Genomic DNA, 23160 nt, shown 5'->3' with positions numbered 1-23160 from the left:
GCAAAACGCCCCTATTTTAAGTGAGCCCCGTCAAAGCGCAGTGCCAGCATCGTGGAACATCGCCACTTTCCTCACTTCCGTTTCCGGGTAGAATGCTCGTTCGCATGCGGCCATGAGGGCTGCACGGGCGACGCTCACGGGGCCGCCCTCCATCCCTTTAGTGTGGAAGATCCTGCCGATATGTTTGCGCCTTTGTTAAAGAAACTTTTTGGAAGCAAGAACGAGCGTGAAGTCAAACGCATGCTCAAGACGGTGCAGCTCGTCAATGCCTTCGAAGAGCAAATGGTGGCCCTTTCGGACGATCAATTGCGCGCCAAGACCAATGAGTTCAAGGCCCGCATCGCCAAAGGGGAAACCCTCGACAAGCTGCTGCCAGAAGCCTTTGCGGTCGCCCGCGAAGCCGGCAAGCGCATCATGGGTATGCGCCACTTCGACGTGCAGCTCGTCGGTGGCATGACCTTGCACGAAGGCAAGATCGCCGAAATGCGCACCGGTGAGGGTAAAACCCTCGTAGCGACCCTGGGCGTTTACCTCAACGCACTGTCCGGCAAGGGCGTGCACGTTGTGACGGTGAACGACTACCTGGCGCGTCGTGACGCCAACTGGATGCGCCCGCTGTATGAATTCCTCGGCCTGACCGTTGGCGTCGTGACACCGTTCCAGCCGCCGGAAGAGAAACGTCTGGCGTACGCCGCCGACATCACCTACGGCACCAACAACGAATTCGGTTTCGACTACCTGCGCGACAACATGGCGTTCAGCATGGAAGAAAAATTCCAGCGCGAACTCAACTTTGCCGTGATCGACGAAGTCGACTCCATCCTCATCGACGAAGCGCGTACCCCGCTGATCATCTCCGGTCAGGCCGAGGACAGCTCCAAGCTGTACATGGAGATCAATAAACTGATCCCGCAGCTGGAACTGCACGTTGAAGAAGTCGAAGGCGAAGTCACCAAGGCTGGCCACTACACCGTTGACGAGAAGACCCGTCAGGTCGAACTCAACGAAGCCGGTCACCAGTTCATCGAAGACATGCTCACCCGCGTCGGCCTGCTGGCTGAAGGCGAGAGCCTGTACTCGGCACACAACCTGGGCCTGTTGACCCACGTGTATGCCGGTCTGCGTGCGCACAAGCTGTTCAATCGCAACATCGAATACATCGTGCAGGACGGCCAGGTCGTACTGGTCGACGAACACACCGGCCGTACCATGCCGGGTCGTCGTCTGTCCGAAGGCCTGCATCAGGCCATCGAAGCCAAAGAAGGCCTGAACATCCAGGCCGAGAGCCAGACCCTGGCCTCGACCACGTTCCAGAACTACTTCCGTCTGTACACCAAGCTGTCCGGCATGACCGGTACCGCTGACACCGAAGCGTTCGAATTCCACCAGATCTATGGTCTGGAGGTCATGGTCATTCCGCCGAACAAACCGTTGGCGCGTAAAGACTTCAACGACCTGGTGTTCCTGACCGCCGAAGAGAAATACGCGGCGATCGTTGCGGACATCAAGGAAAGCATGGCGGCCGGTCGTCCGGTGCTGGTGGGTACTGCCACCATCGAAACCTCCGAGCACATGTCCGCTTTGCTCGTGAAAGAAGGCATCGAACACAAGGTTCTGAACGCGAAGTTCCACGAAAAAGAAGCCGAGATCATCGCGCAGGCCGGTCGTCCGGGCGCCCTGACCATCGCCACCAACATGGCCGGTCGTGGTACCGACATCCTGTTGGGCGGTAACTGGGAAGTTGAAGTTGCCTCGCTGGAAAACCCGACCCCTGAGCAGATTGCCCAGATCAAGGCCGACTGGCAGAAGCGTCACCAGCAAGTGCTGGAATCCGGCGGTCTGCAGGTGATTGCCTCCGAGCGTCACGAATCGCGTCGTATCGACAACCAGCTGCGTGGCCGTGCCGGCCGTCAGGGTGACGCCGGTTCCAGCCGCTTCTACCTGTCGCTGGAAGACAGCCTGATGCGCATCTTCGCTTCTGATCGAGTGAAGAACTTCATGAAAGCCCTGGGCATGCAGCCGGGCGAAGCGATCGAGCACCGCATGGTGACCAATGCGATCGAGAAGGCGCAGCGCAAGGTTGAGGGCCGTAACTTCGACATCCGTAAGCAACTGCTCGAGTTCGACGACGTCAACAACGAACAGCGTAAAGTGATCTATCACATGCGTAACACGTTGCTGGCCGCTGACAACATCGGTGAAACCATCGCCGATTTCCGTCAGGACGTGCTCAACGCCACCGTCAGCGCACATATTCCGCCGCAATCGCTGCCTGAGCAGTGGGACGTGGCTGGTCTGGAAGCGTCGATTGCCAGCGATTTCGGCGTGACATTGCCGATTCAGCAATGGCTCGACGAAGACGATCACCTGTACGAAGAAACCCTGCGCGAGAAGCTCATGACCGAGCTGATGGCGGCGTACAACGAGAAAGAAGATCAGGCCGGTGCCGACGCACTGCGCTCGTTCGAGAAACAAATTGTGCTGCGCGTGCTGGACGATCTGTGGAAAGACCACCTGTCGACCATGGATCACCTGCGTCACGGTATCCACTTGCGTGGCTACGCTCAGAAGAACCCGAAGCAGGAATACAAGCGCGAGTCGTTCACGCTGTTCTCCGAGCTGCTCGATTCGATCAAGCGCGATTCGATCCGTGTGCTGTCGCACGTTCAGGTGCGCCGCGAAGATCCGGAAGCCGAAGAGCAACGTCTGCGTCAGGAAGCCGAAGCACTGGCCGCCCGCATGCAGTTCGAACACGCCGAAGCGCCAGGTCTGGAGCAGCCGGAAGTACTGGGTGAAGAGGTCGATGTCGCCCTCGCCACTGCCCCGGTTCGCAATGAGCAGAAGCTGGGCCGCAACGAACTGTGCTACTGCGGTTCGGGCAAGAAATTCAAGCATTGCCACGGGCAGATCCAGTAAAACCCGTTTCAATCGCTGAAATACCCGCGCCGCGACCGGCTCCTGCCGTCGCGGCGTTTTGCCATTTAAACCACCGTTGCCGCGCGCGACGGTGCTGACATCATTGAGTAAGGAGCGCATTCATGGCTGTTGGTCTTGGTCCTTTGCCAACGTTGCACCCGGTTGCCGGTTTTGAACTCGGTATCGCCTCGGCCGGCATCAAGCGCCCCGGGCGCAAAGATGTTGTTGTGATGCGCTGCGCCGAAGGTTCGACCGTGGCGGGCGTGTTCACCTTGAACGCGTTTTGCGCAGCGCCGGTGATTCTGGCGAAGAAACGCGTACAGAACGCCGTGCGTTATCTGCTGACCAATACCGGCAATGCCAACGCGGGCACTGGCGAGCCAGGCCTGGCTGCCGCTGAGCGCACCACCGCCAGACTGGCCGAACTGACTGGCGTCGATGCCAGCCAGATCCTGCCGTACTCCACCGGTGTGATCGGTGAGCCGCTGCCGGTCGAGAAGATCGAAGGCGCACTGCAAGCCGCGCTGGACGACCTGTCGGAAAACAACTGGGAAGCCGCTGCTACCGGGATCATGACCACCGACACCCTGCCGAAGGGCGCCAGCCGCCAGTTCGAGCATGACGGCGTCACCATCACCGTCACCGGCATCAGCAAAGGCGCGGGCATGATCCGCCCGAATATGGCGACCATGCTTGGCTACATCGCCACTGACGCTAAAGTCTCCCGCGAAGTCCTGCACAATTTGATGCTCGACGGCGCCAATAAATCGTTCAACCGCATCACCATCGACGGCGACACCTCGACCAACGATTGCTGCATGCTGATCGCCACCGGCAAGGCTGCGCTGCCGGAAATCACCCGCGCCGAAGGCGAGCTGTTCGGCAAACTGAAGCAAGCGGTGTTCGAAGTGTGCATGGACGTGGCCCAGGCCATCGTGCGTGACGGCGAAGGCGCGACCAAGTTCGTGACGGTTGAAGTGAATGGCGGCGGCAATCATCAGGAATGCCTCGACGTCGGCTACACCGTGGCGCACTCGCCGCTGATCAAGACCGCGCTGTTCGCCTCCGACCCGAACTGGGGCCGTATCCTCGCCGCTGTCGGCCGTGCCGGCGTGCCGGATCTGGACGTGAGCAAGATCGACGTGTTCCTTGGCAACGTGTGCATCGCCAGCCGTGGTGCTCGCGCCGCGACCTACACTGAGGCGCAGGGTTCGGCAGTGATGCAGCAGGAAGAGATCACTATCCGTATCGAGTTGGGTCGCGGCGATTGCAGCGAAACCATCTGGACCACCGACCTGTCGCATGAATACGTGAAGATCAACGCTGAATATCGCACGTGATCTAACCTGAGACCGAGTCGCCTGCATCGCCAGCAGGCTGGCTCCCACAGGGATCTGTGTCTTTCACAAATCCCTGTAGGAGTGAGCCTGCTCGCGATGGCGACCTCTCAGGCACCGAAGATCCGGCCTGTCCATCCTGATGAAAGGCACCCAACCATGTCCCTGCACCTGATCATCGGCGACAAACTGCTTTCCTCCTGGTCCCTGCGCGCCGCCCTGGCGCTTGAACTGACCGGCGCACCCTATACCGAAGAACTGATCAAACTCGGCAAGCCCGATACCCGCGAGCTGCTGCTCAAGCATTCGCCCACCGCCAAAGTCCCGCTGCTGCAAACGGCGCGCGGCACCATCGCCGACTCACTGGCCATCGCCGAATACCTCGCTGAACAGTTTCCGTCCGAGCAGCTCTGGCCGAGCGATATCTTCGCCCGTGCTCAGGCCAGATCCGCCTGCGCGCAAATGCACAGCGGTTTCTTCGCCATGCGCAATCACATGCCGTTCAACCTCAACCATGACGCACCGCTGAACCCGGTACCACCGGAGGTCAAGGCTGATATCGAGCGCATGCTCGCGCTGTGGGCCGAGTGCCGTGCCGCTGCCACCGAAAGCGGCCCCTATCTGTTTGGCCGTGTCAGTCTGGCCGATGCCTTCTTCGCGCCGATTGCCGTGCGTCTGCGCACTTATCAGGTGAAGCTGCCGGCCGCCGACGAAGCCTATGTTGAAACCGTCTACCAATGGCCCGCCTTCAAGGCGTGGCAAAAGGCTGGACTGGAGGAGTTGAATCCGTGAAACGTGTACACGTCGCCGCTGCCGTCATTCGTGACGACAGCGGCAAAATCCTCATCGCCCGCCGCGCCGACACCCAGCATCAGGGTGGTCTGTGGGAGTTTCCCGGCGGTAAGGTCGAGGCCGACGAGTCGGTCGAAAGCGCACTGTCCCGTGAGCTGCACGAAGAGTTGGGCATCGTCGTTGGCGCCGCCCGACCGCTGATCAAAGTGCGTCACGACTACCCGGACAAGCAAGTGTTGCTGGATGTCTGGGAAGTTTCGGCATTCACCGGTGAACCGCACGGTGCCGAAGGCCAGCCATTGGCCTGGGTTACCGCGAAAGAACTGGCGAACTACGAGTTCCCGGCCGCCAACCAGCCGATCGTTGCCGCCGCGCGTTTGCCCGCGGAATATCTGATTACCCCGGAAGACCTGGAAACCCCGGCGTTGCTGCGCGGTATCCAGAAGGCGATTGCCGGCGGGATCAAGTTGATCCAGCTGCGCGCACCGAACGGCTATGACCCCAAGTACCGTGATCTGGCTGTAGACGCGGCGGGGCTATGTGCCGGTAAGGCGCAGTTGATGATCAAGGGGCCGTTCGAATGGCTCGGCGATTTCCCGTCGGCCGGTTGGCACATCACCTCCGCACAGTTGCGTAAATACGCGGCGGCGGGGCGTCCGTTGCCCGCAGAACGCTGGCTGGCGGCTTCGTGCCACAACGCTGAAGAGCTGGCACTGGCCGAGCAGATGGGCGTGGATTTTGTGACCCTGTCGCCGGTGCAGCCGACGCTGACCCACCCGGATGCGCAGCCGCTGGGCTGGGAGCAGGCTGAGGCGTTGATTGAAGGCTTCAGTAAGCCGGTGTTTCTGTTGGGCGGGGTTGGTCCGGCGGAGCGGGAGAAGGCTTGGGGCGTTGGCGCTCAGGGTGTGGCGGGAATTCGCGCGTTCTGGCCTGATTCTCTGTAAAGGCTGCTGGCCTCATCGCTGGCAAGCCAGCTCCCACAGGTTTTAGTGCCGTTCACAAATGTTGTGTACACCATGAAACCCTGTGGCAGCTGGCTTGCCAGCGATGGCGGCCGATCAAACACTACATCTCTGCGGGTTTTGCCGCCGGCTGCCAAAGAATCTCCGCAATCCCCTGCCGCCGCGCAATCATTCGCGCCGCGACAAACAACAAATCCGACAACCGATTGATGTACGCCAGCCCCACCCCGGCCAACGGCTCCAGCGCATTCAAATGCTGACAGCGCCGCTCGGCACTCCGCGCCAGGCTCCGGCATACATGCGCCTGCGCAATCAACATCGACCCGCCCGGTAAAATGAAATTCTCCAGCGGCCCCAATTCCTCGTTCCACACATCGATCGCGGCTTCCAGTCGTTCGATCTCTGCGGCATTCAACGCCTGATACGCCGGCATCGCCAACTCGCCACCCAGATCAAACAAGCGGTGCTGACAAGGCGCCAACACCTCGATCAGTTCATTCAACCCCGGAAACGTGTTGCGTTCGGCAATCAACCCGGCCAACAACACGCCGACCTGACTGTTCAGCGTATCGACCTCACCAATCGCTTCGATGCGTGGGTGATCCTTGGGCACGCGGCGGCCATCGCCCAGGCCGGTTTCGCCTTTGTCACCGGTGCGGGTGTAGATTTTCGACAGGCGAAAGCCCATGGGTTACCTCGATAATTGATTGGTTTCGGCAGCGATGGACAGCGGTTGCGTCAGCGGCAGGCGCAAGGTGAAACAGGTGCCCTGGCCCGGTGCTGACTGCACCTCCATCTGCCCTTTGTGATTATTGGTAATAATGAAGTACGACACCGACAAGCCAAGCCCTGTGCCCTGGCCGATTTCCTTGGTGGTGAAGAAGGGCTCGAAGGTGCGCTTGCGCACGTTCTCGCTCATGCCGATGCCATTGTCTTCAACCTGAATCTCGGCCCACGGCGGATTCAGTTTGGTGCGCAGGATGATCCGCCCCGGCTCACTGTCGTCTTCGCGCTGGTGAATCGCCTGCGCGGCGTTTTTCAGCAGATTGAGCAGCACCTGTTCCAGTTCGTTGGCAGTGCCCGGCACCGGACCGAGCGCCGGGTCAAACTGGCGGATGATCGCTTGCCCCTTGAAGTCGAAACCGATGGCCAGATCGAAGTCGTTGCCGGCGATCTCCACGGCTTGATCGATCAGCGCCGGCAGATCGCACGGCGCCATTTGTCGGGTGCTGCGCCGGCTGAAGCTGAGCATGTGCGTGACGATTTTCGCCGCACGGGCGCCGGCCTGTTGAATGCCGTCGAGCAGTTGCGGCACTTCCCGGCCCTGCAGGTAGCGGTTCACGGTATCCAGTTCGATGCCCAGTTGCTCGGCGGTTTCGAGGTTCTTCGGCAGATCGGCGGACAGGCGTCGCCGGATGTTCTGCACGTTGTGCAGGATCGCGCCCAGCGGGTTGTTGATTTCGTGGGCCATGCCAGCGGCGAGACCGCCGACCGAGAGCATTTTTTCCGACTGCACCATCATTTCTTCCAGCGACAGACGCTGGGTGATGTCGTCGATACGGATCACCACGCCACGCCCGGCACCGCCCATCAATGGGTAGAAGGTCAGCGCGTAATGCTTCGGTTCGTCGTCCTTGAACCAGGTTACCCGTTCGATTTTCGCCACGGTGTGCTGCTCGACGGTCTGCTTGAGCTGCGGCAGAAACGGCTTGAGCGGTTCGAAGGCGAGGAAGATCGGCTGGTTCAGCGCTTCGTCGAGTCGGGTGCCGGAGAGGGCGCTGGCCTCCTGGTTCCACTGGGTGACGTAAAGTTGCTCGTCGAGGGCGATCAGTGCCGAGGGCATCGAGTCGATGATGCTGTTGAGGTAATTCTGGAAGCCGGTGAGCTTCTTCTCGATCTTGCTGCGCACCTGGACTTCCAGTTCCAGCTTGCGGTTGGTGTGGCGGGTTTCCTCGGCCAGCCCCTGCGCCTGATCATAGGCCGCTTGCGAGTCATCGCGGGCACGTTTGAGTTGCTGTTCGCGGGCTTCGATGCGCGACAGCATGGTATTGAATGCTTCGGCGAGGCTGCCGATTTCGTCATGATTGCCGCGTGAGGCACGCAGAGCGTAGTTCTCCTCGCGGGTGACCTGACGCGACAATTCCTCGAGTTGATGGATCGGCCGGGTGATCAGGCGTTTGATCTGCCGGGCAATCACCAGCCACAGCAACACACTGAAAATCAGAATGCCGAGGCTCGCGGTCAGGGTGCCGGTGTAGAACGCCATCGGCAGTTCGCTGCTGGCGACCAGCAACAGATGGCCCGGCGCGGTGCCGGGGCGGGGCAGGGTGATCAACTGGTTGCTGCGAAATTCAGTCAGTTGCCACGCTTCGATGTGCCGATAGCGCTCCGGCAAGTTGAGTTTATCGCCACGCTGGACTTGCGCCAGGCGTTCGCCCTTGCCGTCATACAGCGCGGCGGCGCGTAGCGGTGAGTAACTGTCGAGTTCTTTGAGCAGGCGCTCGGCGCTTTGCGGTGATTGCAGGGCTTCGCTGACCAGACTCGGGTTGGAAATCAGTCGGCCGATGGTCTGCAAGGCCTGCGGTGCCATGCTTTCCTGGGAGATGTAATAGGCGGCGCTGATAAAAGTCAGGTTGGCGACCAGCAGAACAGTGGTCAACAGCACCAACAGGGCAGCCAGCAGTTTCTGGCCGACCGGCAGGTTTTCGAGACGCTGGCGCAATGGCATCAGGTTTTTCGCAGCAAAGGAACAAGTGGCCAGCGTAGCCGCTGCTCAGTCGCTGGGCAATCCAAGGCTGTGCAGATGAGTGACCAGGCGCTGCTGCAATTGATTGAGGTGCGGCAGGTTCAGTTGATGGCGCGCGGCGACTTTGCAGGCGTGGCCCAACAGATAGCTGATCTCGGTGCGGCGCTGGTTGGCGACGTCCTGATACATCGACGAGTAATTGGCGGCGGTCGCGTGGATGACCCGTTCGACTTCCTGTTGCAGATTGTCGGCGGCGGCCGGCTGGCCGCAACGCTCCAGCAGCTCGGCGAGTTCGCCGCACAGGGTGGCGACTTCGCAGAGATGCTCCTGCAGCCCGCCATTGCGACAGTTGTGCAACACCGTCAGCGGATTGATCGCGCAGTTGAGCGCCAGTTTGCGCCACAGCCGCGTGAGAATATCGATGCTCCATTCGTGGGGGATTTTCGCGGCCTCCAGATCGTCCAGCCAGATCGGTGCGACGGGATGGCCAGCGTCGCCCAGCCAGGTGAAACCGTGGCCGGCAAACACTACGCGCCAGTCGCCATCGCGAAATGCACCCTCGGTGCTTGAAGCGCTGATGCAGCGTGCCAGTGGCACACGGTTGGCGACGGCGTCCTGACTGCCGAGGCCGTTCTGCAGAAGGATCAGTTCGGCGTCCGCTGTCAGTCGTGGGGCGAGGCGGGCGACGGCGTTTTCTGCGTCGTAGGCTTTGCAGGCCACCAGCAAACGGCTGATCGGCTCGGGACTATCCGGTGTCTCGCCGGGGATCGCGTAGGTGCTGGCCAAGCCATGTTCGACCAGCGTCAACCCGCCCGCTGCTTCATAGCTGCGCAAGCGCTCGGCATCACGCACGATCAATCTGACCGGTAGGCCGGCGCGGGCCAGACGTGTAGCCCACAGCGTGCCGAGGCTGCCGGCGCCCAATACATGCCAGGGGGTGGACATCAGTTTTTTGCTCGATTGCGTACAGGCATGTGCGGCTCGCCGTGTCGGTGGGAAAAGACCCGTTATAATGAGCCCGATTTTAACCGCAAGCCAAGCGCGCTCCATCCACATCGAGCGCGCCTTTTTATTGGAGAGATTACATGCCGTCGTTCGACGTGGTATCCGAACTGGACAAACACGAACTCACCAACGCGGTCGAGAACGCCGTCAAGGAACTTGATCGTCGTTATGACCTGAAAGGCAAAGGCAGCTTTGAGTTCAAGGAAAAGGACCTCACCGTCAGCCTGACCGCCGAAGCCGGGTTCCAGCTGGAAGCGATGATCGAAATCCTCAAGCTGGCGCTGGTCAAGCGCAAGATCGACGTGCAGTGCCTTGAAGTCAAAGACGCCTACGCATCGGGCAAACTGATGAAGCAGGACGCCGTGCTCAAGGAAGGCATCGACAAGGAGCTGGCGAAGAAAATCGTCGGCCACATCAAGGACGCCAAACTCAAAGTGCAGGCTGCCATTCAGGGCGAGCAAGTGCGTGTGACCGGCAAGAAGCGTGATGACCTGCAAGAGGCCATCGCGGCACTGCGGGCCAAGGAATTCGGCATGCCCCTGCAGTTCAACAACTTCCGCGACTAAGCTTCCCGGTCGGGGAACCTCTCGGCGTTTTCAGCGTCCGAGGCCCAAGCAACGGCAGAAACGATTGAGCCCCAACAGGTTCAGTCTTTCTGCCGCTGATTTTTTACAGCCCGGGTAGCCGGAAATCAGGAGATAGAACATGGATTTGAATGCTGAGGTGGACAACCTGGTCAAGGCATCCCAGGCGTGGATCCCGATGATCATGGAATACGGCAGCCGCGTGCTGTTGGCAGTGATTACCCTGGCCATCGGCTGGTGGCTGATCAACAAGGTCACGCAAAAGCTCGGCGGTCTGTTGGCTCTGCGCAACGCTGACTTGGCGCTGCAAGGCTTTATCAGCAGCCTGGCGAACATCATTCTCAAGGTGCTGCTGATTGTCAGCGTCGCTTCGATGATCGGCGTAGAAACCACCTCGTTCGTTGCGGCGATCGGTGCGGCTGGTCTGGCCATCGGTTTGGCGTTGCAGGGCAGTCTGGCGAACTTCGCTGGCGGCGTGCTGATTTTGCTGTTCCGTCCGTTCCGTATCGGTGACTGGATTGAGGCGCAAGGCGTGTCGGGTACGGTTGACAGCATCCAGATTTTCCACACCGTGCTGCGTACCGGTGACAACAAAACCATCATCGTGCCAAACGGCAACCTGTCGAATGGCATCATCACCAACACCAACCGTCAGCCGACCCGCAAAGTCGTATTTGATGTAGGCGTTGATTACGAAGCCGATCTGCAGAAGGCCCGTCAGGTGTTGCTGGATCTGGCCAAGGATGAGCGCGTGTTGCAGGATCCGGCGCCGCAGGCCGTGATTTCGACCTTGGGCGACAGTTCGATCACTGTTTCGCTGCGTGTGTGGGTTAAAACTGCAGATTACTGGGACGTGATGTTCATGTTTAACGAACAGTCGCGCGATCGTTTAAAGACTGCAGGTATTGATATTCCTTTTCCACAACGGGTGATTCGTGTGGTGCAGGAATCGGCAACACAATGATAGGTTGCTAATTAATTGCCTGACTTGTCGGTCAGGCAACTATTGCAAGTGAGCGGCAATAAAAAAGGCCCATCGCAAGATGGGCCTTTTTTTATGCTTCCAAACTAACCACTGACAATTACAAGATGTTCAGTGGGTATTCGGTGATCAGACGGAACTCTTTGACATCGCCTTCGCCTTGGTCAGCGTTGGCAGTGTGCCAGGCTTGACGAATGCGGAAGGACAGGTCTTTAGCCGGGCCAGACTGAACAACATACTTGGCTTCAAAGTTGGTTTCGTGGTGTTTGCCATCTTCACCGTACAGACCGGTGTAAGGGCTGCCAGCTGGAGTGCTGGTACCGTCGATGTCCCAACCTTTAACGTAACGAACCATGAAGCTCAGGCCTGGAACGCCGTACTCGGCCATTTTCAGGTCGTAGCGAGCTTGAACGGATTTCTCGCCAGGACCGTTGAAGTCAGAGTACTGGATGGAGTTAGCCAGGAAGATCGAGTCGCCACCGCGGTTGTTCTTGCCCACGCCGATGTAGTCGAACGGGGTATCGCCGTTGACCTTCTGGAAGGCCAGGGTGAAGGTGTGTGCTTTCAGGAACGACAGCGCGGTTGCCAGGGAGAAGGCAGTGTTGCTGATGTCACCTGCCAGCTTGTCACCGGTGTCGGTGGTGCGGTAGATGTTGAAGTCAGTGTTCAGCGAAGTGTCACCACTGAATGGGGTGGTGAGGTTCACGTTGGCGTAGTACTGGTTCCAGATATCTTCCAGCTTGGCGCCGTAGAGCGATGCGCTCAGGTTTTCGGTGATGCTGTATTTACCACCGAAGTAGTCGATCGAGTCGGCTTCTACGCCTGCGTAGTTAGCGTACAGACCGCCGTTACGGGCGTTTTTGTCCTGGCTGGAAGCCGAGTAGAAATGACCGGCTTCGAGGTCCAGGTCTTTGACTTCGCTGCTCTGCAACTGGAAGCCAGTAGCCGTTTGCGGAAGGATACGGGAGCCGCCGACAGCGAACACTGGAGCAGTGCTTGGCTGCATGTCGCCGAATTTCAGTTCGGTTTTGGAAACGCGGAATTTGACCGACGCGCCGGCTTTGCCCTGGCTGTCGTTAACGTCGCGAGCGCCGTTGTTCGGGTTAACGGTATCGCTGCGGCTCATGTTGCCCGAACCGGAAGTACCGTCGCCGCCGTCCAGTTTCAGTGCCAGGTAACCGTAGGCATCGATACCAACACCGACAGTACCTTGGGTGTAACCGGAGGTGAAGTTACCAAGGAAGCCCTGGGTCCAGTCTTTCTGGTCGCGGCCGCCGTTCTTGTTGTCGCGGTTGAAGTAGTAGTTCTTCAACGTCTCGGTGAGTTTCGCGTCTTCAACAAAACCTTTGGCTTCAGACTGGTCACTTACAAACGGTGCGGCCGTAGCCATTTGAGTACTGGCTGCTGCTGCAACTGCCAGTGCGATCATGCTCCACTTCATCACGCGCATCGTGATTTGCTCCTTTGGTTTTAGAAGAGTACTGCCGTCCCACCTGTTTTATTATCTGGGCGGCTCTTTCTTTTTGTGTCGGCGCAAACTTATATCACGCCGACAATGTTGGCGATACTTGCTAATCCAACCTTTCAGCATCTTTACGACGTTGTCGCAAATGGCGTGGTGGATGTCGCAAATTCACAGTACCGACGCAGCCGGACTGACAACTTTCTCGCTGTTTATGGGCCTTTTTGCATCGGTAAAAAAGAGTCCCTGGCAAAACACTTGAATCTCCATCGGGCAACCCTGCCACTGTTCTTATGGGGCTTAAGGCATCCACTTCCAGTGGTGCGCTTATAGTCCATATGGGTACGAATGCAACAAGCGTGCACAAACCGCAATTTTGCTGCGGTTATTTTTCTGAACACCCGCCTGTGTTTGTGAAAACCTTGTGAAAGCGGGGCTTCAAGCCTGATTTTTTCTGTGCTTGACGCCATACCTCCTATGGTGTTGCCACGCCGAGAAACGCGCGTGACAACCAAAAACGTTACCGGTTCACCCCGCCAGTGAGTATTTGGCGGATGCCCGACGCAGTGAGCGTAGACGCACTGTGCAGTTTTGGTGCAAAAAAATTTACAGCTGTTCTGAATTCATACAGCTTGCAGGGGCGATGACGCTGAACGTCTCTGCTGTTTTCGGTCATTTTGTCGGGCTGAGTCTGGATGCTGGTTTCATGCTGGTGCGTTGTGCTCGCAAATGTCACATGTCGGGGCGTTCGCAGGGCGATGGGGTACACCGTCGCCGTGAAGGCAGGCGCATTCGCAGGTATGCTGCCGTCCTGTCGCTTGGTGCGCCGTCCATAAGGATCGCCGCTAAGCTGAATAATGAAGATCAGCCGGGAGTGCGCGCAGTGTTTGATTTAGATTCACGACTTCAACAGGACACGCTGACCATCGGTGATTTCCCTCTCTGCCGACTGCTGCTGTCCAATGACGCCAACTACCCTTGGTTCATCCTGGTGCCTCGTCGCGACGATATCAGTGAGTTGTTTCAGTTGGATGTCGCCGATCAGCAACAGTTTTGGCTTGAAACCACCGCGCTGGCTGAGCTGCTCAAGGATCTGTTCGATGCCGACAAAATGAACGTCGCCACCCTGGGTAACGTTGTCAGCCAGATGCATATGCATGTGATTGTGCGCAAACGCGATGACGCAGCCTGGCCGGCGCCGGTCTGGGGCAAGCTGCCGGCCAAGCCTTACAATGCCGAGCAAGTAGAGGCCATTCGCGCAAAGTTGCGTCTGGTGTTGACCGAAGACTTTACGTTTCTGGAGGGCTGATTCATGAGCCTGGAAGACCGCGTTACCGATCTGGAAAGCCGTCTGGCATTTCAGGATGACACTATTCAGGCATTGAACGACGTACTGGTCGCTCAGCAGCGCGTGGTCGAGCGCTTGCAATTGCAAATGGCAGCAATGCTCAAGCGTCAGGAAGAGATGGTCGGTCAGTTCGAGTCCTTTGAGGATGAGGCGCCCCCGCCACACTACTGAGGCAGGTACTTTTCATCAGGCGTAAAAAAACCGCGAACAGCAGGCTGCTCGCGGTTTTTTTATGCCTGGATCAGCGTCGCGGCAGTGCGGCGATCACATCCTCGGCTTGCAGGCCTTTGTCGCGGTTCATCACCGAGAACTCCACGCGCTGGCCTTCGACCAGTACGCGATGACCTTCGCCACGGATCGCGCGAAAGTGCACGAAAATATCATCGCCGGAATCCCGGGAGATAAAACCGAAGCCTTTGGAGGTGTTGAACCACTTGACGGTACCGGTATCACGATTGGTCATGTCATAGCTGGTTGGAGCAGCAGCAGGTGAAGAACGATAGAAGCTCACAGCCAGATGCAGGACCACGGCAACCAGCGCGATCACCAGGGTGAACAGTACGGCTGGCTGGCCGGCGATGACGGGCATCGGCGCGATCAGGGTCAGGGTTTGCAGGACGACAGTCAGTACCAGCAGCGCGCTGACCAGGTTTTGCAGATGCTGACGAGGGCCTTTGTTCCAGAAAGGAATCACAGGAGCAATCACCAGGTTCAGCAGGCCGAAAAAGGCCAGGTAAAGTGCATCGGGTTGTTGCAGGTAGGGAACGGCTTCGGATTTCAAGCTGGGTATGAACGACAGCAGCAGTGCCGCTGCGCCCATTAGCAGGTGGACGATTTTCAACATTTTGATTGGCTCACGTTTATGACGGCTCACAAGGAAGAGCTGAAGGCGCACGGTTCGCTTCGGGACAAAATAAGAGGCGGTGGACACGTTCACGGCATCAGCCTATGCGCAACGCCCCGAAAAATGGGGCATGGCGACACACTGTCTATTTAACAGCAAAGCCTGCGGCTACTCAAATCAGCCCGGCCAGCGGCATGGCGTCGGTCGATTTGTCGCAGCGTGTGCATCTGATCGGGGCTGCGGGGTGTCGACAGCCTTGCTAGAGTGGGTCTGCACCTGTTGGATGAATTCAATCGCCGTTAGGGGGTAAACATGGCAATCGATATCGGTATCAGTGAAGAAGACCGCAAGTCCATCGTCGAAGGCTTATCGCGTCTGCTGTCGGACACCTACGTGCTGTATCTGAAAACCCACAACTTCCACTGGAACGTCACCGGTCCGATGTTTCGGACGCTGCACTTGATGTTCGAAGAGCAATACAACGAACTCGCGCTGGCCGTTGATTTGATTGCCGAGCGTATTCGCGCCTTGGGCTTTCCGGCGCCAGGCGCCTACGCCACCTACGCACGCCTTTCTTCTATCAAGGAAGAAGTGGGTGTGCCGAGTGCCGAAGACATGATCAAACAACTGGTCGACGGCCAGGAAGCCGTGACCCGCACGGCGCGTGGCATTTTCCCGCTGCTCGACAAGGTCAGCGATGAGCCGACCGCAGACCTGTTGACCCAGCGCATGCAGGTTCACGAGAAAACCGCGTGGATGCTGCGCGCCTTGCTGGAAGCGTAAATCTGCCGGTGCGCGGGCCAGCAGCAGAAGGCTCGCGCGCTGTCCGCAATCCCACCTGTATCGTTGGCTTTTCCTACGTTGTCGGTCAATAAGTCGTCTGGCTATAACGTTGTGTCTGCGCTTTTATGAAAGCCACAGGATGTGACTTTTCAAACAAGCAGAGATGGCAAAGGAGTGTCACCGATATGGTAGAGGGAGACAGGCGAGGCGACAGGATTGTCGGCTTGCCGCATGAATTGAAAGTCGATCCGTTCGTCCACGAATTCGACATGGCATTGGTTCAGCCATCGTCACGATCCGTGCGTCTGAACGGTTATGCGACCTGCCTGCGGCTGGAGCGGGTCTACTGGAACATCCTTGGCAATATGGCCGCAGACAACTGCTGTTCGATCAGCTCGCTGTTGTCCCACGTCGACCGTGAAGTGCATCTGCGTCATGGCGGGGTGAGAAATTTCAGCGCGCTGGTGCGGGTGGTGTGTGTCATGAACGGCGTCAAGCAAGCTACACCTGTCGAATCGCTCTGAAACGGCAGTTGCAAACGAGGTCGCGGCCTGTGCAGTCTTACGGCTGCACAGGCCGCATTTAATCGATATAATCCCGCTCTTTCGCCGCAAAGCCCTGCGCGCGGTGGCAATCTGATCGCCGAGACACCCCCCATGCCGATGTACGATTATCAATGTGCTTCCTGTGGTCATCAGTTGGAAGCCATTCAAAAGATCAGCGAGGCACCGCTGGTCGACTGCCCTGCCTGTCAGGCGCCAGAGCTCAAGAAGCAACTGTCGATGCCAGGCTTTCGCCTCAGTGGCGGCGGTTGGTACGAAACCGATTTCAAGACCGGCGCCAAGAAGAACCTGGCCGGTGGCGACAAATCTGACTAGGGTTCAACCCCGGGTTGAACGACACGCGTGAGTTTCCGCATTGCTTGAAAAGCAATGGGAGCTCCACCGAATTTTTCGAATTACGAGAAGCGAACCACGACCATGATGCGCAGCCACTATTGCGGCCAACTGAACGAAAGCCTGGAAGGCCAGGAAATTACCCTTTGCGGATGGGTTCACCGTCGTCGCGATCACGGCGGGGTGATTTTCCTCGATATCCGTGATCGTGATGGTCTGGCTCAGGTAGTGTTCGATCCGGATCGCGCCGAGAGCTTCGCCGCTGCCGATCGCGTGCGCAGCGAGTACGTCGTGAAGATCACCGGTAAGGTGCGTCTGCGTCCGGCCGGTGCCACCAACGCCAACATGGCGTCGGGCATGATCGAAGTGCTGGGTTATGAACTGGAAGTGCTGAACGAGTCGGAAACCCCGCCGTTCCCGCTGAACGAGTTCTCCGACGTTGGCGAGGAAACCCGTCTGCGTTATCGCTTCCTCGACCTGCGTCGTCCGGAAATGGCCGAGAAGCTGCGTCTGCGCTCGCGCATGACCACCAGCATCCGTCGCTTCCTCGACGAGAACGGCTTCCTCGACGTTGAAACGCCGATCCTGACCCGCGCTACGCCTGAAGGCGCGCGTGACTATCTGGTGCCTAGCCGTACCCATGCCGGTTCGTTCTTCGCCCTGCCGCAATCGCCACAGCTGTTCAAGCAACTGCTGATGGTCGCTGGCTTCGACCGTTACTACCAGATCGCCAAGTGCTTCCGCGACGAAGACCTGCGTGCCGACCGTCAGCCAGAATTCACCCAGATCGACATCGAGACCAGCTTCCTCGATGAAAAAGAGATCATGGGCCTGACCGAGCAAATGATCCGCAACCTGTTCAAGGAAGTGCTGGGTCTGGAATTCGGCGAATTCCCGCACATGACCTTCGAAGAAGCCATGCGCCGCTACGGTTCCGACAAGCCAGACCTGCGTAACCCGCTGGAACTGGTCGACGTCGCCGATCAGCTCAAAGAAGTTGATTTCAAAGTGTTCAGCGGCCCGGCCAACGATCCGAAATGCCGTATCGCCGCACTGCGCGTTCCAGGCGGCGCAAGCATGCCACGCAAGCAGATCGACGATTACACCAAGTTCGTCGGCATCTACGGTGCCAAGGGCCTGGCGTACATCAAGGTCAACGAGCGTGCAGCCGGTGTTGAAGGTCTGCAATCGCCGATCGTGAAAAACATCCCGCTGGAAAACCTCAACGCCATCCTCGATCGCGTGGGTGCAGTTGACGGCGACATCGTGTTCTTCGGCGCCGACAAGGCCAAGATCGTCAGCGAAGCCTTGGGCGCACTGCGCATCAAGCTCGGTCACGACCTCAAGCTGCTGACCTGCGAGTGGGCACCAATGTGGGTCGTCGACTTCCCGATGTTCGAAGAAAACGACGACGGCAGCTTCTCCGCGCTGCACCACCCGTTCACCGCGCCGAAGTGCTCCCCGCAAGAACTGGAAGCCAACCCGGCCGGCGCTCTGTCCCGCGCGTACGACATGGTGCTGAACGGCACCGAGCTGGGTGGCGGTTCGATCCGTATCCACCGCAAGGAAATGCAGCAAGCGGTATTCCGCCTGTTGGGCATCAACGAAGCGGAACAGGAAGAGAAATTCGGCTTCCTGCTCGACGCGCTGAAATACGGTGCGCCGCCGCACGGTGGTCTGGCCTTCGGTCTGGACCGTCTGGTGATGCTGATGACCGGCGCCCAGTCGATCCGTGAAGTGATCGCATTCCCGAAAACCCAGAGTGCTGCCGACGTGATGACGCAAGCGCCGGGTGTGGTGGATGCCAAGGCACTGCGCGAGCTGCACATTCGTTTGCGCGAAACGCCAAAGGCTGAGTAAGACGGGCCTGAAGGCGCATCTTCGGATGCGCCTTTTTTCTTTCTATAGAGAGCAGGTCGAGATTTTTTTGTTTGCTGGCCGCTGCATGAGCAGGGCGGGCAACGTTTCAAAGAGAATTCGGAGCGAGTTATGGCAGGTCATTCCAAGTGGGCGAACATCAAGCACCGCAAAGAACGTCAGGATGCCAAGAGAGGCAAGATCTTCACCAAGTGGATCCGCGAACTGACCGTTGCGGCCCGTCAGGGTGGCGGTGATCCCGGATCCAACCCGCGTCTGCGTCTGGCCCTGGACAAGGCACTGAGCGCGAACATGAGCCGTGACATCATCGATCGCGCCGTGGCGCGCGGCGCCGGTGCCACCGAAGCGGACAACGTTGAAGAACTGACTTACGAAGGTTACGGCCCGGGCGGCGTCGCGGTGATGGTCGAGTGCATGACCGACAACCGCAACCGTACTGCGGCAGCCGTTCGTCATGCTTTCAGCAAGTGCGGTGGCAACCTCGGCACCGACGGTTCGGTGGCGTATCTGTTCGAACGCAAAGGCCAGATCAGCTTCGCGCCGGGCGTCGATGAAGATGCGCTGACCGAAGCGGCGCTGGAAGCCGATGCCGATGACGTGGTCAGCCATGAAGACGGTTCGATTGACGTGTTTACCTCGTTCACCAGTTTCTACGCGGTGCGTAACGCGCTGGAAGCCGCCGGGTTCAAGGGGGATGACGCGGAAATCGTCATGCAGCCGACCACCAGCGCCGAGCTGGATCTGGAAGGTGCGGAGAAGGTACTCAAGCTGATCGACATGCTCGAGGACCTGGATGACGTGCAGAACGTTTACTCCAACGCGGACATTCCGGAAGACGTGGCCGCTCAGCTCGGTTGATGCAAATAGAAAGGTCGCAGTTTTTGCTGGCTCTACACTTCACCTGTAGGAGCTGCCGAAGGCTGCGATCTTTCTGTTTTTGAAAGATCAAAAGATCGCAGCCTTCGGCAGCTCCTACATGTACCCTCAGCTTTCGCATCAATTTCTGCAGGCGTTATGACTTTAATTCTTGGTATCGACCCCGGTTCGCGCATCACCGGTTACGGCATTGTTCGAGATACCGGGCGTGGCGGTTGTATTTATGTGGCTTCCGGCTGCATTCGTACCGGTGCGGGCGAACTGCATGAACGCCTGCAAATCGTCTATCGCGGAGTGCGGGAGATCATTCAGACCTACGGTCCGGTGACCATGGGCATCGAAAAAGTCTTTATGGCGAAAAACGCCGATTCGGCGCTGAAGCTCGGTCAGGCTCGCGGCGCTGCAATCGTGGCTGGCGCTGAAGAGAGTCTGGAGATCGCCGAGTACACCGCCACTCAAGTTAAACAGGCTGTGGTCGGCACCGGCGCGGCGAATAAAGAACAGGTGCAAATGATGGTCATGCACATGCTCAAACTGACCAGCAAACCACAAATCGATGCCTCGGACGCCCTGGCCATTGCCATTTGCCATGCGCACACGCGTTCCAGTCTGCTGCCCCACGGTTTGGGAACGGCACGCAGTCGTGGCGGGCGCCTGCGTCTCTGATAGCATCAGCATCAATTTTCTTGAAAGTGGATTTCCTGCGCCTGAGTCGTCGGCGCGAAATTCGCCTTTCGATAGTCGCCAGCCCACGGCTGGCCAACGCTCAAGGATCTGAAACGTGATTGGACGCTTGCGCGGCACCCTGGCTGAGAAACAGCCGCCGCACCTGATTCTGGATGTAAACGGCCTCGGGTATGAGCTGGAAGTGCCCATGACCACCCTTTATCGTCTGCCGTCGGTCGGTGAACCGCTGACCCTGCACACCCATTTGGTCGTACGCGAAGACGCGCAGTTACTCTATGGTTTTGCCGGCAAGCGTGAGCGAGACTTTTTTCGCGAGTTGATCCGTCTCAATGGTGTCGGGCCAAAATTGGCCCTGGCGTTGATGTCGAGCCTGGAAGTCGATGAGCTGATCCGCTGTGTGCAGTCGCAGGACACCTCGGCCTTGACCAAAGTGCCGGGAGTCGGCAAGAAAACCGCCGAGCGCTTGCTGGTTGAGTTGAAAGACCGCTTCAAGGCCTGGGAAACTTCGCCGGCGATGTTTGCCCTGGTACCGAATCAGCCTGATGGCCCGGCGCCGGTCAATACCGCCGAGAACGATGCGGTCAGCGCGCTGATTTCCCTGGGCTACAAGCCGCAGGAAGCGAGCAAGGCGATTACCGCCATCAAGGACAAGAATTTGAGCAGTGAAGACCTGATCCGCCGTGCCCTGAAGGGAATGATTTAAGTGATTGAAGCTGATCGTCTGATCACCGCCGCGCACAGCCCGCGTGAGCGCGAAGAAGTCCAGGACCGGGCCATTCGACCGGTCAGTCTGGCCGACTACATTGGCCAGCCGACCGTGCGCGAGCAGATGGAACTGTTCATCCAGGCCGCCCGTGGCCGTAGCGAATCCCTCGACCACACCCTGATCTTCGGCCCGCCGGGTCTGGGCAAGACCACGCTGGCGAACATCATTGCCCAGGAAATGGGCGTGTCTATCAAGAGCACATCCGGTCCGGTACTTGAGCGTCCGGGTGATCTGGCGGCGCTGCTGACCAACCTCGAACCGCACGACGTGCTGTTCATCGACGAAATCCATCGCCTGTCGCCGATCGTTGAAGAAGTGCTGTACCCGGCGATGGAAGATTTCCAGCTCGACATCATGATCGGTGAAGGGCCGGCCGCGCGTTCGATCAAACTCGATCTGCCGCCGTTCACTTTGGTGGGCGCAACCACTCGCGCCGGCATGCTGACCAACCCGTTGCGTGACCGCTTCGGTATTGTCCAGCGTCTTGAGTTCTACAGCACGGCCGATCTGGCGACGATTGTCAGCCGTTCGGCGGCGATTCTCGGTCTGCCGCTGGATCCGGAAGGTTCGTTCGAAATCGCACGTCGTGCCCGTGGTACGCCGCGAATCGCCAACCGTCTGTTGCGCCGCGTGCGTGACTTCGCCGAAGTCCGCGCCAAGGGCCACATCACCAAAGCGGTGGCGGATCTGGCGCTGAACCTGCTGGACGTCGACGAGCATGGTTTCGATCATCAGGACCGGCGTCTGCTGTTGACCATGATCGAGAAGTTCGATGGCGGCCCGGTCGGTATCGACAGCCTCGCCGCTGCGATCAGTGAAGAACGTCACACCATTGAGGATGTGCTGGAACCGTATCTGATCCAGCAGGGTTACATCATGCGCACGCCACGGGGCAGGGTGGTGACGCGCCATGCGTACCTGCACTTCGGTTTAAACATTCCGTCACGAATGGGTGAAATGCCCGTGGCAGACGAGTTTCTCGATGCCGTGGACGATTAATACACATTTGTTGTCGATTTATTCAGGGTTTGTACGGTCACAGGACGGTACTTTTGCGTTAAAGCTCTGAAACCATGAAAAACAGTTGCCTGGCCGGATTGGCAACCTGAGGAGTAAGCACTAGAGTATGCGCGCGCAAAACGGGCTTGAGCCGTTCGCACATCGTTGTCGCGTTTATTACGAGGACACCGATGCGGGCGGCATCGTGTATTACGTTAATTACCTCAAGTTTATGGAACGGGCTCGAACCGAGCGGCTTCGCGAACTGGGCTTTGCCCAATCGCAGCTGGCAGGGGAGGACCTGTTGTTTGTCGTGCACTCCAGCGAAGCGCGCTATCACGCGCCGGCGCGACTGGACGACGAACTGCTGGTAAGCGCTGATGTAATCGAATTGAACCGGGTCAGCCTGCGCTTCAAACAGCAGGTCAGGCGGGCAACGGATAATGTGCTGCTCTGTGAGGGGCAGTTTTTGGTGGCCTGTGTGCGCACTAACAGTTTGAAACCCCGGGCCCTTCCCGAAGATTTGCGTGCGGCCTTCGCCGACGCGGTCGGCCCGGGTACACACTCAAAGCAGGAGATAAAGCGTGGAAGCTAACGTCGTCGACCATTCCTCCATGTGGAGCCTGGTCAGCAATGCCAGCATCGTGGTGCAGTTGGTAATGTTGACCCTGGTGGCCGCATCGGTGACCTCATGGATCATGATCTTTCAGCGCAGCAATCTGCTGCGCGCCGGTCGACGCGCCCTGGAGAGCTTCGAAGAGCGCTTCTGGTCGGGTATCGACCTGTCCAAGCTGTACCGTCAGGCAGGCAGCAACCCGGATCCGGATTCGGGCGTTGAGCAGATCTTCCGTGCCGGTTTCAAGGAGTTCTCGCGTCTGCGTCAGCAGCCAGGCGTCGATCCTGAAGCGGTGATGGAAGGCGTGGCCCGGGCCATGCGCGTCGCCATCTCCCGCGAAGAAGAGAAACTGGAGCAGAGCCTGCCGTTCCTCGCCACTGTCGGTTCGGTCAGCCCGTACATCGGTCTGTTCGGTACCGTGTGGGGCATCATGAACTCCTTCCGCGGTCTGGCCAGCGCCCAGCAAGCCACTCTGGCCACTGTGGCCCCGGGTATCGCCGAAGCCCTGATCGCCACCGCGATCGGCCTGTTCGCGGCAATCCCGGCAGTTATCGCTTACAACCGTTTCTCTGCCCGCAGCGAAACCTTGCTGAGCCGCTACTACACCTTCGCCGATGAATTCCAGGCGATCCTGCACCGCAAAGTGCACACCAGCGAAGAATAAGCAGGTAATTTCCAATG

23 protein-coding genes are annotated in these 23160 nt (G+C 58.7%); 18 read left to right on the top strand and 5 right to left on the bottom strand.

The genetic code is table 11. The features are described 5' to 3' along the window. Nucleotides 1-180: 180 nt before the first annotated feature. From secA to AC3IUF_RS23230, 4 genes are all read left to right on the top strand, one after another. On the top strand, nt 181-2916 hold the full coding sequence (secA, locus tag AC3IUF_RS23245; protein ID WP_414915492.1) for a preprotein translocase subunit SecA: 2736 nt from the start codon (nt 181-183) through the stop codon (nt 2914-2916). Nucleotides 2917-3038: 122 nt separating this feature from the next. After that, entirely contained in the window at nt 3039-4256 is a 1218-nt protein-coding gene (gene argJ / locus AC3IUF_RS23240) for a bifunctional glutamate N-acetyltransferase/amino-acid acetyltransferase ArgJ (RefSeq protein WP_489279406.1), read from the top strand. A 156-nt stretch (nt 4257-4412) separates the two neighbouring features. Next, nucleotides 4413-5045 carry a glutathione S-transferase family protein gene (locus tag AC3IUF_RS23235; protein WP_463543581.1) on the top strand — a complete coding sequence of 211 codons (633 nt, stop codon included), beginning with the start codon at nt 4413-4415 and terminating at the stop codon, nt 5043-5045. Beyond that, nucleotides 5042-5989, top strand: a complete 948-nt coding sequence (locus AC3IUF_RS23230; RefSeq protein WP_489279404.1) for a Nudix family hydrolase — start codon at nt 5042-5044, stop codon at nt 5987-5989. Before AC3IUF_RS23235 ends, AC3IUF_RS23230 begins: the two co-directional genes overlap by 4 nt. Nucleotides 5990-6110: 121 nt before the next feature. Here AC3IUF_RS23230 and AC3IUF_RS23225 read toward each other — a convergent pair whose 3' ends face one another. Genes AC3IUF_RS23225 through AC3IUF_RS23215 form a run of 3 tightly spaced genes read right to left on the bottom strand, consistent with a single transcriptional unit; the run spans nt 6111 to nt 9698 of the window. Then, a complete protein-coding gene (locus AC3IUF_RS23225) occupies nt 6111-6695 on the bottom strand; it encodes a cob(I)yrinic acid a,c-diamide adenosyltransferase (protein WP_007912760.1) in 585 nt (194 codons plus the stop codon). A 3-nt stretch (nt 6696-6698) separates the two neighbouring features. Continuing rightward, nucleotides 6699-8735, bottom strand: a complete 2037-nt coding sequence (locus AC3IUF_RS23220) for a sensor histidine kinase (RefSeq protein WP_007912759.1) — start codon at nt 8733-8735, stop codon at nt 6699-6701. 45 nt (nt 8736-8780) lie between these two features. After that, entirely contained in the window at nt 8781-9698 is a 918-nt protein-coding gene (locus AC3IUF_RS23215) for a putative 2-dehydropantoate 2-reductase (protein WP_489279403.1), read from the bottom strand. A 140-nt stretch (nt 9699-9838) separates the two neighbouring features. On the opposite strand from AC3IUF_RS23215, the gene AC3IUF_RS23210 reads away from it, so the two are divergent. Together AC3IUF_RS23210 and AC3IUF_RS23205 are read left to right on the top strand one after the other, a co-directional pair. Beyond that, nucleotides 9839-10324, top strand: coding sequence for a YajQ family cyclic di-GMP-binding protein (locus AC3IUF_RS23210; protein ID WP_007912755.1), 486 nt, complete (start codon nt 9839-9841; stop codon nt 10322-10324). Between the two features lie 139 nt (nt 10325-10463). Next, nucleotides 10464-11306 carry a mechanosensitive ion channel family protein gene (locus tag AC3IUF_RS23205; RefSeq protein ID WP_034153426.1) on the top strand — a complete coding sequence of 281 codons (843 nt, stop codon included), beginning with the start codon at nt 10464-10466 and terminating at the stop codon, nt 11304-11306. Between the two features lie 118 nt (nt 11307-11424). Here the strand turns inward: AC3IUF_RS23205 and AC3IUF_RS23200 are convergent, their stop codons facing one another. After that, nucleotides 11425-12774 carry an OprD family porin gene (locus AC3IUF_RS23200; protein WP_095112281.1) on the bottom strand — a complete coding sequence of 450 codons (1350 nt, stop codon included), beginning with the start codon at nt 12772-12774 and terminating at the stop codon, nt 11425-11427. An 895-nt stretch (nt 12775-13669) separates the two neighbouring features. Between AC3IUF_RS23200 and AC3IUF_RS23195 the strand changes: the two genes are divergently transcribed. Further along, a complete protein-coding gene (locus tag AC3IUF_RS23195) occupies nt 13670-14095 on the top strand; it encodes an HIT domain-containing protein (RefSeq protein WP_489281700.1) in 426 nt (141 codons plus the stop codon). Between the two features lie 3 nt (nt 14096-14098). Next, nucleotides 14099-14305: a SlyX family protein gene (locus AC3IUF_RS23190; protein ID WP_007912748.1), complete on the top strand. Its 207-nt coding sequence runs from the start codon at nt 14099-14101 to the stop codon at nt 14303-14305. A gap of 70 nt (nt 14306-14375) precedes the next feature. On the opposite strand, the gene AC3IUF_RS23185 is transcribed toward AC3IUF_RS23190, so the two are convergent. Further along, entirely contained in the window at nt 14376-14978 is a 603-nt protein-coding gene (locus AC3IUF_RS23185; RefSeq protein ID WP_007912746.1) for a cold-shock protein, read from the bottom strand. 312 nt (nt 14979-15290) lie between these two features. Here AC3IUF_RS23185 and AC3IUF_RS23180 point away from each other — a divergent pair, with 312 nt between their 5' ends. From AC3IUF_RS23180 to tolQ, 10 genes are all read left to right on the top strand, one after another. After that, nucleotides 15291-15761, top strand: coding sequence for a Dps family protein (locus AC3IUF_RS23180; RefSeq protein ID WP_007912745.1), 471 nt, complete (start codon nt 15291-15293; stop codon nt 15759-15761). Between the two features lie 185 nt (nt 15762-15946). Next, nucleotides 15947-16285: a ribbon-helix-helix domain-containing protein gene (locus tag AC3IUF_RS23175; protein ID WP_007912743.1), complete on the top strand. Its 339-nt coding sequence runs from the start codon at nt 15947-15949 to the stop codon at nt 16283-16285. Between the two features lie 132 nt (nt 16286-16417). After that, nucleotides 16418-16639 (top strand): FmdB family zinc ribbon protein, encoded by a 222-nt coding sequence (locus tag AC3IUF_RS23170; RefSeq protein WP_007912741.1) that lies wholly within the window; start codon nt 16418-16420, stop codon nt 16637-16639. Nucleotides 16640-16741: 102 nt separating this feature from the next. Continuing rightward, on the top strand, nt 16742-18517 hold the full coding sequence (gene aspS / locus AC3IUF_RS23165; protein WP_007912740.1) for an aspartate--tRNA ligase: 1776 nt from the start codon (nt 16742-16744) through the stop codon (nt 18515-18517). Between the two features lie 129 nt (nt 18518-18646). Continuing rightward, nucleotides 18647-19393, top strand: coding sequence for a YebC/PmpR family DNA-binding transcriptional regulator (locus AC3IUF_RS23160; protein ID WP_007912738.1), 747 nt, complete (start codon nt 18647-18649; stop codon nt 19391-19393). A gap of 156 nt (nt 19394-19549) precedes the next feature. Then, entirely contained in the window at nt 19550-20077 is a 528-nt protein-coding gene (gene ruvC / locus AC3IUF_RS23155) for a crossover junction endodeoxyribonuclease RuvC (protein WP_007951206.1), read from the top strand. A gap of 115 nt (nt 20078-20192) precedes the next feature. After that, entirely contained in the window at nt 20193-20801 is a 609-nt protein-coding gene (gene ruvA, locus AC3IUF_RS23150; RefSeq protein ID WP_003227522.1) for a Holliday junction branch migration protein RuvA, read from the top strand. Then, nucleotides 20802-21863 (top strand): Holliday junction branch migration DNA helicase RuvB, encoded by a 1062-nt coding sequence (gene ruvB, locus AC3IUF_RS23145; RefSeq protein WP_007912736.1) that lies wholly within the window; start codon nt 20802-20804, stop codon nt 21861-21863. Nucleotides 21864-21990: 127 nt separating this feature from the next. Then, complete coding sequence (ybgC, locus tag AC3IUF_RS23140; protein ID WP_007912735.1) at nt 21991-22458, top strand: tol-pal system-associated acyl-CoA thioesterase; 468 nt, start codon at nt 21991-21993, stop codon at nt 22456-22458. Continuing rightward, nucleotides 22448-23143 (top strand): protein TolQ, encoded by a 696-nt coding sequence (tolQ, locus tag AC3IUF_RS23135; protein WP_007912733.1) that lies wholly within the window; start codon nt 22448-22450, stop codon nt 23141-23143. Before ybgC ends, tolQ begins: the two co-directional genes overlap by 11 nt. Nucleotides 23144-23160: the final 17 nt, after the last annotated feature.

The sequence above is a fragment of the Pseudomonas sp. KH_040 genome (assembly GCF_057839305.1).
The sequence above is the reverse complement of the archived record's forward strand: the minus strand, read 5'-3'. Positions and strand labels throughout refer to the sequence as shown.